The 11,351-nt window shown below is 66.9% G+C and carries 7 protein-coding genes; 3 read left to right on the top strand and 4 right to left on the bottom strand.

The window, feature by feature from the left end:
- Window positions 1-673: 673 nt before the first annotated feature.
- Window positions 674-1,969, top strand: coding sequence for an IS256 family transposase (locus ACZ48Z_RS28895; RefSeq protein ID WP_468738802.1), 1,296 nt, complete (start codon window positions 674-676; stop codon window positions 1,967-1,969).
- A 560-nt stretch (window positions 1,970-2,529) separates the two neighbouring features.
- Here the strand turns inward: ACZ48Z_RS28895 and ACZ48Z_RS28890 are convergent.
- From ACZ48Z_RS28890 to ACZ48Z_RS28880, 3 genes are all read right to left on the bottom strand, one after another.
- On the bottom strand, window positions 2,530-5,139 hold the full coding sequence (locus ACZ48Z_RS28890) for a LuxR C-terminal-related transcriptional regulator (protein ID WP_468738801.1): 2,610 nt from the start codon (window positions 5,137-5,139) through the stop codon (window positions 2,530-2,532).
- Window positions 5,140-5,852: 713 nt separating this feature from the next.
- The gene (locus ACZ48Z_RS28885) at window positions 5,853-6,857 is read right to left on the bottom strand and encodes a threonine ammonia-lyase (protein WP_468738800.1); all 1,005 of its coding nucleotides are present in this window, start codon (window positions 6,855-6,857) and stop codon (window positions 5,853-5,855) included.
- A gap of 122 nt (window positions 6,858-6,979) precedes the next feature.
- Window positions 6,980-7,378: a hypothetical protein gene (locus ACZ48Z_RS28880; protein ID WP_468738799.1), complete on the bottom strand. Its 399-nt coding sequence runs from the start codon at window positions 7,376-7,378 to the stop codon at window positions 6,980-6,982.
- Window positions 7,379-8,120: 742 nt separating this feature from the next.
- Here ACZ48Z_RS28880 and ACZ48Z_RS28875 point away from each other — a divergent pair.
- Both ACZ48Z_RS28875 and ACZ48Z_RS28870 read left to right on the top strand, forming a co-directional pair.
- The gene (locus ACZ48Z_RS28875; RefSeq protein ID WP_468738798.1) at window positions 8,121-9,002 is read left to right on the top strand and encodes a class I SAM-dependent methyltransferase; all 882 of its coding nucleotides are present in this window, start codon (window positions 8,121-8,123) and stop codon (window positions 9,000-9,002) included.
- A gap of 288 nt (window positions 9,003-9,290) precedes the next feature.
- Complete coding sequence (locus ACZ48Z_RS28870; protein ID WP_468738797.1) at window positions 9,291-9,758, top strand: GNAT family N-acetyltransferase; 468 nt, start codon at window positions 9,291-9,293, stop codon at window positions 9,756-9,758.
- An 825-nt stretch (window positions 9,759-10,583) separates the two neighbouring features.
- Here the strand turns inward: ACZ48Z_RS28870 and ACZ48Z_RS28865 are convergent.
- Window positions 10,584-11,171 carry a TetR/AcrR family transcriptional regulator gene (locus tag ACZ48Z_RS28865; protein ID WP_468738796.1) on the bottom strand — a complete coding sequence of 196 codons (588 nt, stop codon included), beginning with the start codon at window positions 11,169-11,171 and terminating at the stop codon, window positions 10,584-10,586.
- Window positions 11,172-11,351 lie beyond the last annotated feature (180 nt).

The raw sequence follows: 11,351 nt of genomic DNA, 5'->3' as shown, positions 1-11,351 counted from the left end.
GTACGACGCCGCCGGGCAACTCCAAGTGCAGTACCTGTCCTACACCCGCCCGACCTGCACCGCCGACACCCTTCTCGTCTCCCAAGAATGGATTGAGCAGTTCTACGCGATCTACAACACCACCTACTGCAGGGAAGCCTGGGCGAACGCCAAACCGTGCGCAGCGAACACCCGTACATCTGTCGCGAGTTCAGCCAGACCGCAATCCTGTCCCCGGCGACCCCTGGAAAACAGGCAAGACCATCACCACGATCCGCAGGAGCTTCCGGTAGGGCCCCACCCACCTGATCTTCAACGCCACGCAACGCTTCGACCTGCACAAATGGCAAGAGGACCATGGGGATTCCCGAGGTACCCACGACATTCCAGCTCTGTCCCGAAATCGCAGGTCATGACACTCCACACCTCGGGCCAGAAGCATTCGGTGCGTAGTTACTGCTGCTCAGACAGCACATTGCTGACTTGCGAGAGCGTCCAGCTCTAACGCCGAGTCTCCTGGTCACAAACCTTCGAACTTCGCGCAGAAGCCGGGAACTCACGGTTGCGTCCATGGAGATGGTGTACGGGTTCGACCTGATCCGGGGGTTTGCTCCGGCATCGGGATGGTGCCCGCATAGTTGAACGGCCACCGGCTGATCTTCGAAGTGTCGAAGCCTCGAAGGAGATCAGCACGATGACCGCACCAGACAGTCTGCCCCTGCACGCCCTCGCCGAGGACAACCTCGCCGCGGCGAGTCCCGACCTGTTGCACGCGATGGTCAAGACGTTCGCCGACGCACTCATGTCCGCCGAAGCCGACGCCCTCTGCAACGCCGAATACGGCCAGGTCAGCGACGAACGCGTCAACCACCGCAACGGCTACCGCCCACGAGAGTGGGACACCCGCGCGGGCACCGTCGAACTGGCCATCCCCAAGCTGCGCCAGGACAGTTACTTCCCGCACTGGCTCCTCGAACGCCGCCGCCGGGCCGAGCAGGCCCTGATCTCGGTGGTCGCCACCGCCTATCTGCTGGGCGTCTCCACCCGCCGGGTCGAGAAACTCGCCGAGTCCCTCGATGTCACCCATCTGTCGAAGTCCCAGGTCAGCGCGATGGCGAAACACCTGGACGAGCAGGTCACCGCGTTTCGCAACCGACCCCTGGACCAAGGGCCTTACGCGTTCGTCTGGGTCGACGCACTGACCCAGAAGGTCCGCGAGGGCGGCCGGATCATCAACGTCCACGCGCTGGTCGCGGTCGGCGTGAACGCCGACGGGCACCGCGAGATCCTCGGTATCGACGTCGCCACCTGCGAGGACGGCGCCGGCTGGCTAGCCTTCCTGCGCTCGCTGACCGCCCGCGGCCTGTCCGGGGTTCAGCTGGTCGTCTCCGACGCGCACACCGGCCTGGTGAACGCGATCGGTGCGGTCCTGCCCGGTTCATCGTGGCAACGCTGTCGAACTCACTACGCCCGAAATCTGCTGAGCCAGGTTCCGAAATCAGCCCAACCGTGGGTGGCCACGCTGCTGCGGACCGTCTTCGAACAGCCCGACAGCAACGCTGTCCAGGCCCAGATGCGGCACGTCCTGGACGCACTGGAAGCCAAGTTCCCCAAGGCCGCAGCCCACTTGGACAACGCCCAGCACGAACTGCTGGCGTTCACCGCGTTCCCGCGCGAGATCTGGCGGCAGATCTGGTCCAACAACCCGCAAGAACGCCTGAACAAGGAGATCCGCCGCCGCACCGACGTGGTCGGCATCTTCCCCGACCGCACCGCACTCATCCGCCTGGTCGGCGCGGTCCTGGCCGAACAGAACGACGAATGGACCGAAGCCCGCCGCTACATGGGCATCGAACTCCTCGCCAAAGCCCGCCTCCACCCGATCGAGTCAGAAAACAACGAGACCGCCCTGCCTGCCCACCGAACTCACCGCATAGCCTCAAAACGAGATCACCGAGTGGCCGTCAATACACCACTCCCACGGACGTGACCGAACTCACAGTGCCTTGTCAGCTAGGCGATCAAGACAACGTCCTTTGGGGTGCTTCCTTGCTTTCGAAACTATGGAAGATTTGAGTTCGGGGTCTCCCCCGCTCGGGGTGTGACCGCATTCGGTGAGGGTTTACCACAACCTCGCCGCCCTTCGAGCACCCGCGAGGCAATCACACCGCCGCCATTGACGGCTACACCCGAGCCCTCACCCTCGAAGCACGCCTCCTGCGCCGACCCGGCCGCCACATTGGTCAATCTCGCCATCGCCCACTGCCGACGCGGCGGACTCGGCCAAGCCGCTCTGTCAGCCGCCCGGAGAGGTCTCGCCTTTGTCCCGTACAGAAGGTGCGCATGAACGGCATGCATGAACACGGCGCCAAGTGTTGACTCATCGCTGATCGGGGAGCTGCTGGGTGCCGGTCGCGACATCAGGTGTCGCCCCACTGCTGGACGGACTTGCGGTGCAGATTCTCGGCAGTCTCAGTTCCAAAGCAGTCGCGGGTCCGGCCATGAGGCCGTCGTTCCGGGCGGAATAGTCGGGTCAACTCCAGGCGAGTTCTACTGGCGGTCCGCTTCGTATTCAAGGGCTTTGGCGAGGTCGGCCCGGGTGCGTACGCCGAGTTTGAGATAAATGTGCTGGAGGTGGTTGTCGATAGTTCGGACGGAAAGTGTGAGGTGTTCGGAAATCGTTTTGCTGGAATTCCCGGCGGCGGCCATCAGGGCGATCTCTTGTTCGCGTTTGGTCAGGCGGACGGAGGGGGCGCCGAGCGTGGACAGGAGCGGGGTCCGGGCGTCTTCGCACTGGGCCGCGAGGGCTGCGGCCCGAGTGGCGCCGGCGGTGGCTTTGCGGGGGTCACCCTGGTGGGTCCAAGCGCCGGCTGATGCGGCTGATGCTTCAGCGGCGAGGATGGGCGAGCCCATCTGCTGGAAAGCGTGTGAGCACTCCATGAGGCGGCCTGGGTCGTTGTCGGCGAGGGCGGTGGCAAACCGTGCGCGGGTGTGGGTGAGGGCTCCGTCGCACTGGGTCGCGAGTTCGGTGAGGCGGTGCTGGACGCTCGGGGCGTCACCGAGGCGTGCGATATCGGTGAGCAGAAGGACCTCGGACAGGAGGTGGCCGGTGCGACGAGCGTCGTCGGCCGCGGTGCTCAGGACGTCGCGGGCGCGGCTGAGCTTGCCCTGGGCGGCGTGCAGCCAGGCAGTGCCGAGAGTCTCCTCGCCGGCCATGAACCCGCTCGGTGCGTGTTGTTCGAGTTGCGGGAGCAGGGACTCGGCCGTGTCGATGTCGCCGGCCAGTGCCGCGCAGGCGATCAATCCCGATACGTAGAGCCTGGTGGTCCTGGTGTGCTGGTGCGTACGCGCGATGGCGGCGGCTTCCGCATACCAGCGGCGGGCACTGGAGGGGCGCCCGGCCAGCCACTCCGTTCGCGCGATGAAGTAGGCGAGCCACTGGCGGCCGAGGGGGGAGGGCGAATCATGAAGCGTGTCGAAAGCGCTCAGGCAGGTCTCGCGGGCCTCACTGATCAGACCGGCCTCCGAGAGCGCCAGTGCGAGCGGCGCCAGTTGGATCGCGGGATGGGGTAGAAGGGTTCCTCCGCCGATTGCCTGGTGCATGGTGTGCGCGTGCTCGGCCAGTGCCCTGGCCTGTGCCACGCGGCCGACTGCGGCCAGGCCCAGGGATTTACTGGTCGCCGCCAGCAGCCAGATGTCGGGGCTCTCCTGATGCGGGGCTCCGGGGAGGCTGTCGAGCAGTTGGAGCCCAGCCTCGGGCAGCCCGGAGACAGCCTGCATGGCTCCTTCCATGAAATGCAGTTGTTGCTTCGCCATTCGGCTTCGTAGCACTGTGCGGGCCTCGGCGCACACGGAGAGTGCTTGGTCGAGTCGCGGGCTCGACCAGAACAGGTTCATGCTCCGGGCGGTTACTGCGGTGATTTTCTCCTGATCGTCGCGGGCGTGGGCGTCTGCGTCGGCGAGGATCGCTTCGGCGCGTTCCAGGCGACCGGTGTACGTCAGCACTCTGCCCAGCAGGATCCGGGTCTCCAGGGTGTGCTGGTCCGGTTTGATCGCGGTGAGCAGCTGGATGACCTGTTCGCTGTCGTTGGCGTTCATCGCGATGGTGGCGGCCTGGGCCAGGAGGGCGGGGTCGGCGGTGCCGATGGCCGCCAGTCGCCAGGAGGCCACCTGCAGGGCGTCGTCGCGGCGTCTGAGTCCGTGGGTCTCGAGACGCTCGGCCAGACACAGACCGAGGTCGTAGCGCTGAAGGGGTGAGATACCAGCGGCTATCACCTCGCTGTACAGGGGGTGGGACAGCGCGACGGTGATTCTTCGTCCGTTTGCGGTGACCCGGATGATGCCTGAGCTCTCGACTTCGGCCAGGTGAGCGCGGTCGATGAGAGATGCGGCGTCGGTCACGGACAGGGAGCCGCAGAGGGCAAGGGCTTGCAGGAGCGGGAGCGCCGCGGGCGGTGCCGCCGCAATCTTGGCGGTGATCAGGTCGTTGAGGTGAGGGGTGACGGCGAGCCAGTGATCGGGGGTCTCCCAGACTTCGCCGTTGAGGCTGAGGGTGCCTGCTTCGACGGCTCCCAGGACGAGTTCCTTCAGGAAAAGGACGTTTCCACCGCTTGCGGTGTACAGCGCGTGCAGGGTGCGGCGACTGACGAGGCCGCCGAGGACGCGCTGGACGAGTGTCTCGACCTGGGTGCGGTCCATGTGGGACAAGTCGATGCGGCGGACGCGGTCCCCGCGTCGAAGCAGGGTCTCGACAGCGTCATTGACTGGTTCACCGGTGCGGGCGGTGCCGACCAGGACGATGGCCTGGGAGTCCAGGAGCTGGTTGAGCAGGACGGCTGATGAGCTGTCCAGGTGGTGCATGTCGTCGACGAAGACCACGGTGGGCTTGCCCGGCTCTGCGGCCATGGTCCGGGCGACGGCTCTGAAGCCGCTGACCGGGTCTGTGAGATCGGCATCGGGGGGCAGCAGGTGGGCGATCGCGCTGAGGGGTACCTGCGCGGCAGCCTTGCCGGCTACGGCCCGGGCTGTGCGGTGTCCGCTCTGGGCGGTTGCCATTTCCAGGAACTCGTCAGCCAGGCGGGTCTTCCCCACTCCCGCCGGCCCGCAGATCATCCAGCCGCGGGTGTGTCCGTCGGACAGGTCCCGGGCGAAGGAATCCATGAATGACTGCCGCCCGATGAGCGGCCATCTGTCTGCCCAGCCCTGCATTCAAGTGCTCCCTCACAAGGGGCGACCGGTCGGACAATGTTACCGGACTGCATGAGCGGCATGGTGATCGAGAGGCAGGGGATTCGCCGTCGTAGGCCTCGACATCGCTTTTCCACCGGCAGCGGAGTTTTGCCTGGTGTGCCGCTGCCGAGGGATCTTCTGCGGCAGCAGCACAGAACTCGCGCTCGTCGGGTTGGGGGTTCGGCAAGAGACCACAGGATCGGCATGCCGACCGGGTGCACACCAGGTAGTTGTCGGACCGGAAGTCGGTGTCCGCGGCGAGCAGGTGTACTACCCGCTTGACCCGGTCGGCGTCATTCTGCGCCTAACCAACCTCACGGACGATGAACGACGTCGGCCGGTCATGTCCTCGACCGCGCCGCGCTCGCCCCGGCGCTTCCCAACTCCTGCCCCTCGTCAGCGCTCAGTCACCCTCCGCCGCCTCCCGGGTCCATGTTCCGGCTCGCCGCGGTGGACATCCGGTGTCCATCCGACGGGCCGTCCCCGGGGGCGGCATGTGCCAGCGAGGGCACAGCCACGGCGGCGATGGCTGCCGTCGCTACGATGGCGGCCCTTCTTATTTTTCCCACGCGCGTGGGAGGGGCGCAGTTCTAACGGCCCGTCCGCCTCATCGCGTGGAACATGTGCTCTGCTTCGTCCTTGCTTCACCCGCGGCAGGTCTGGAAGGGCAACGGGGCTTCTTTGCGTAGCAGTTCGAACAGGTCGGGATCGACGTTCCCTCCGCTGATCACCGCCGCGTGCCCCCCGGCAGCGGGGAGGTCGCGCTCGTGGTATAGGTACGCCGCCGTGGTGACTGCCCCGGACGGCTCGACGATCATGCCCGCGCGCCGTGCCAGAAGGGCCACGCTCGAGGAGATCTCCTCTTCGGTGACGGTGATGATGTCGTCGACGAAAACGCGCATGTGTTCGAAAGTGTGCTCCCCCACGGTCGTCATGCGCAATCCATCGGCCATGGTCCGGCTGACACGCTCGGTCGGCCAGGTCACGCGCTGTCCGGCGCGCAGGCTTTCTCCGGCGTCCGCCGCCAGCTCCGGCTCGACGCCCACCACCCGGATTCCGGGACGTGTGAGCTTCAGTGCAGCGGCGACACCTGAGATCAGTCCGCCTCCGCTGACAGGAACCAGCACCGTGCCGATGTCGAGTCCCGCAGGAACTGCTTCATCGGATATGTCGAGGCCGACCGTTCCCTGGCCCGCGATGATGTCCAGGTCGTCGAAGGGCGGCACGATCACATAGCCGTGTTCCGCGGCCAACTGCTCAGTGAGGGCCGGGCACTCCTCGGGGGGAGCGAAGCGCACATCGGCCCCGTACTCCAGGACCCCGTCGATTTTCACCTTGGCGGCCGTGGAGGGCATGACGATCGTTGCTTTCACGCCGTCCTGCCGGGCCGCGTAGGCAAGTGCTTTGCCGTGGTTCCCGCTCGATCGTGCAATGACGCCGCGGGCCTTTTGCGCCTCGGACATCCGCGACAGTCGATTGTATGCGCCACGTATTTTGAACGAGCCGGTGATCTGCAGGTTTTCTGGTTTCAGAAAGAGAGACCGATGCCCGCAGGAGGCCCATGGAGCCCTGAGCAGCGAGGTACGTGAGAGCACTGGCTCCAGGCGTTGACGGGCGGTGTGCAGGTCGTTGAGCGTGACGAGAGTCATGGGTCGGTCATCCTTGTCGGGTATTGACGGTCATCTGGCGAGCCGCTCGCAGGGGGTGGACGCAAACCCTCGGCACTCAGCTCCGGTCGGAGTTTCTGCGCGGCCGTCATGCGCCGGGGGGATCACTCGGTCCGGGTGACCTCGACGGACATCAGGGGGCGATCGCCGTCCGTATGCAGAGCGGCCTCGTCCGGACTCCACCAGCAGCCGTCGGGCAGAGCGGTCGCGTTGCCCGGGCGGATGACGACCGTGTCTCCCCCGGCCGTTGCCCAAGTGACCGTTTGCGTGGTGCCGTCCGGGTGGCCGGCCGCGCGGGGAGGGAATTCGTCCGCGTTGTCATAGCGGCAGCTGGTGCCGTCGTGCCGATCAACGATGTCGTGCTCTGCATCGGGCAGTGCGGCACCGTCGTCCATGTGGACCGGGACTGCCGCCCTCGCCGCGACGATCGAGACGATGGGAGCGGCGAGCAGCACGCCGGCTACGGCTGCGGTGAGGGCTATTGCTTTGAGGGGTTCGTGCATCGCTGTCCTCCTGGCTCGGTGCGCGGATATCCGGGGTGGTGTGACCTTCCGGATGGACGGGCGGCCGGACGATGACCGGGGTGGCCGGCTACCGCGTCGGCCTGCTGATCGCGACACGGTTCCCGCCGGTTGCGATGTGGCCGCTCGCGTCCGTGCGGGCCGCGGCCGCACGGCGGAGCAAAGACGTGGCGACAACGTCCGCCAGAAGTGCGGAGCCGGCTGCGCTCACCAGGGCGAGATGCATGGCGGAGGCGTCGCGCGTCTGCTCGGAGGACCGCGCTGGCCGGGCCCGTCCCTGTTCGAGCGGTACGAGAGCCCGCTCACCGGCGGGACCGCACTGCAGCGGCAGCCTCCACGCGCCGGCGGTCCGAGCCGGCGTGGAATCTCCGGTCGCGGCGACGGCGTCTTCTGTCGTCCTGGCGGCAGTGGGAAGTGCGGTGCAAGTCATGGTGATCACGGCCTCGGAGAGCTGCTGGGTGACTCTTCCAGGAGACGTCGCGCAGTCCTGGGGCGACTGAGTAAGCAGTACTCAAACCCGGAACACGGCCGGTCACAAGGACGGTCTTCGGGGGCGACGCACGTGTCGGGGCCGGCTGTCGTACCCGAGGGCTTGGCACGTCTGGGCGAGCTGCTTCTGGGCTCCAACCGAGTACCTCCTACTCATGTAGGGGTGCACCTGCGTCCCGGAAAATCCCGACGAGTGGTGCCGCACGCGAGTGCGGCCAGGAACAGGAGGTTCGCGATGGCTACAGAGGACGACTTCGGCGTTACGGAAGCCGGTGTGCACAGGGACGAGCACGCTGCCGCGCTTGCCGCCAACCGGGCGCTGTGGGATTCCCTGGCCGAAACCCATGGCACGACAGCCACCGATCTGTCCTACGACGTGGAGGCGTTTCTCGGCGGTCAGCAGACGCTGCGCAGCATCGAGCGTGAACTGGCCGGTGACGTAGCGGACACGGATCTGCTCCACCTGCACTGCCACTTCGGCATGGACACCTTGAACTGGGCCCGCCTGGGCGCGAGGGTCACCGGAGTCGACTTCTCCCCTGTAGCGATCGCCCGCGCCCAGGCCCTCGCCGAAAAGGCGGGACTGGTCGCGGACTTCGTCGTGGCAGACACCCAGCGCCTGCCCGACAGCCTTACAGCCGGGTTCGACGTCGTCGTCGCCACGTACGGCGTGTTGTCCTGGATCTCGGATGTCAACGCGTGGATGCGGGGGGCCGCGCGGGCGCTCAGGCCGGGAGGCCGGCTGGTCCTGGTGGACATTCATCCGGCCTTCCAGACCGTCCTCAGCTTCGAACCCTTCGTAGCCGACTGGCCCTACGGCGGCGGCGAGGCTCAGCACGATGCGCTGACCGGCACTTATGCAGATCCGAGCGTCGTGACGGCTCCGCGGCAGACGGTGCAGTTCCCCTACTCGATCGGTGAGATCGTGACTGCCGCCGCTTCGGCGGGCCTGGTTGTGGAACGGCTGGCAGAGCATACGGAGACGGAATCCGACGGCCGCCACATCCTGCCTCGCGGCGCCGACGGTCTCTACCGGTTCCCCTTCAGCGACACCTACCTGCCGATCATGTACTCGCTGCGGGCTGTCGCGCCACGCACGCCGGCGAGCGGCAGTTGATCGCGTCGTCCCTCTGACGTTCAGGGGCCTGTCAGCAAAAGCCGACAGCCGTCCCGCATTTCGGCGGCGTTGCTACGTCTCGTCACCGACCCGGGGTGATGGGCTACGGCCCGGCTGCGCAGGGCGAGTCGTGGGCCCATGAGTGCCTTTTGCTCAGGTGCTGCATGCCGGCCGCGACGCACGCTTGTCGCTGACCTTCAGATCTCTACGGCAAGGCATGTCATGCGTTCATACAGCAGAGTTGCGTCTCATCTCGAGCGGCGCGGGGGCAGTGAATGCGGTCCGGCTGTGTTCGTCAGCGAGCTGGACATGACGGATGTGGCGACGGCGACGGCGGTGCACCTGACCGGCCACCGGTCGTATGCGGTCGAGTCCGCGCTGATCGGTTTCGACGCAATACCCGCTCTCCTGGAGAGCCTGGAGGAGATGCAGGCCCAGCCGTTGCGTTGGCTCGGGATGACGACGCATGACGGTCACCTTGCCGCCTTCGTTGCCTGGCGTCGCCTGGCGGGGGAAGACGGCATCGACATCGATCGGGTATGCGTCGATCCGGAATGGTTTCGCCGCGGTCTGGCACTGAGGCTGCTCGATCACCTGCTGACCGAGCTGGCCCCCACCGGGCAGGCGCTGGTCAGTACGGGCGCGGACAATCGTCCGGCCATCGCTCTCTATGAGCGTCTCGGCTTCACCCGTGTCGGCACCGTTGAGCGGGCGCCCGGCCTGCTCATGGCCGAGTTCCGGCTTGCGCGGGAATAGGACCACAGGCCGCCTCCCTGGTCATGGCATCTCGTGCGACGGCTGACTGCCTGGCGGGCCGGCCTGCGGCTGGCCCCGTGCAACGGGAACCGGCCGCCCTGCCGTCTCAGCGACCCGTCGGCATCACCGGGAGCGGCCGGAGTCCGGGCCCCGGGGGGCGTTCCAGGTCGGCCGCCCTCCCCCACCGCGAACTGGCCGCCTTGGCACCGCTGCGGTTGCTCGGGCAAGCAGGGTCAGTCAACCGTGAGCCGGGGAAGCGGAGATGAGTAATCCCTGCCCATCCGGGCGGCCAGGGGCAGGCCATACGTCCGGCAGGAGGCGCTGGCCCTGATCTGGGACGTACGAGGCGCGGGGCCGATCTGAAACGGAAATCGCGTGGTCCTGCAGCGTGGTTGCACCGGGTCCGACGTGGCCGCGGCCACGCTGTGCCGATCGCGTCCGTCAGCGACGCATCAGGGAGTTCGCCCCTGATCTGGGACCGTCTCGAAGACGCTCCGGAGCCGGAGCGGGCCGCCGAGCAGCCCCGCGCTTTGTAGACGCATCACGGGGCTAGGCACGCAGGAAGGATCCGCGAGGCTGCAGGAGGAACGCGTCCTGTTCGCGGTCGCACCGCTCCGGCGTGAAGCGGCCGTGCACCATCCTCGCTGCCCCTGCTCGATTTTCGAGCTGTCTGCACAGAAAATGCGGCCCCATCGTGCAGCCGATGCCGGACCCGCCACCCGGATACGCAAGGTGCAACAGGCCGCGGACGGCACCCGATGGCGCCCAGATCACCGCCGAAGTACGGGAGACGGGCAAGCGTGTCAGCAACGAGCGGGCGGCCGGTCACGCACTGGGGACGGACGCCTGCGGTTCGAGAACGCTCCGGATGGCGGGCGTGTAGGCGGCGACGATCTCTTCAGGCGTCATGCGTACTACGGCTGGAATGCGCAGCAGATAGCGGGTGAGTGCGAGGCCGAGCAGCTGGGCGGAGACCAGTCCGACGTTGTCTTTGGTGGCGGGGCCGAGGGCCGGGGAGACCTGGGCTGCGAAGATCTCCCGCATGCGGCGTGCCGCTTGGTCGTTGGTGACGGCGGAGCGCAGAAGCAGCAGGAGCGCGTCGTCGGCGCCCTCGTGCTCCCAGCGGTGCAGGAAGTGCCGCACGAGGGCTTCGGCCCGTTCCTCTGCCGGGGTGGCGGACAGGTCGGGAAGGCACAGGTCGATGTCGAGGGCGGCGTCGAAGAGCTGGGCTTTGCTGCCGTAGTAGCGCATGACCATGGAGGGGTCGATGCCCGCGTCGGCCGCGACGGCCCGGATTGTCGTGCGTTCGAAGCCCTGAGCGGCAAAGCGCTGGCGGGCGGCGTCGAGGATCGCTGTCCGGGTGCGGTCGGAGCGCCGGGGGCCGGGGGGAGCTTCCGTGTCGTCTGATGTCATGCCAACAAATGTAGGCCATCGCTCGTTGACTTTCCATCTCCCCGGATGCGTTAATGTCAACGAGGGTTGGCCAACAACCGTTGGCATTCAGTGTCTTCCGTAGTGCAGCCCGTTGCATTGCCGGGCGGCAGCGGTCGACACCGCCCCCTCACTGCGCGCTCGCGCGTCATGAACTCTGCG

Source organism: Streptomyces sp. NPDC031225 (assembly GCF_055570355.1).
This window is presented reverse-complemented; position numbering and strand designations above follow the sequence as displayed.

Bases quoted from the DNA above. Each gene is read 5' to 3' on its own strand.
- ACZ48Z_RS28890 (WP_468738801.1), bottom strand. From the start codon at position 5,139: ATGGATTCCTTCGCCCGGGACCTGTCCGACGGACACACCCGCGGCTGG.
- ACZ48Z_RS28885 (WP_468738800.1), bottom strand. From the start codon at position 6,857: ATGACTCTCGTCACGCTCAACGACCTGCACACCGCCCGTCAACGCCTG.
- ACZ48Z_RS28875 (WP_468738798.1), top strand. From the start codon at position 8,121: ATGGCTACAGAGGACGACTTCGGCGTTACGGAAGCCGGTGTGCACAGG.
- ACZ48Z_RS28895 (WP_468738802.1), top strand. From the start codon at position 674: ATGACCGCACCAGACAGTCTGCCCCTGCACGCCCTCGCCGAGGACAAC.
- ACZ48Z_RS28865 (WP_468738796.1), bottom strand. From the start codon at position 11,171: ATGACATCAGACGACACGGAAGCTCCCCCCGGCCCCCGGCGCTCCGAC.
- ACZ48Z_RS28880 (WP_468738799.1), bottom strand. From the start codon at position 7,378: ATGCACGAACCCCTCAAAGCAATAGCCCTCACCGCAGCCGTAGCCGGC.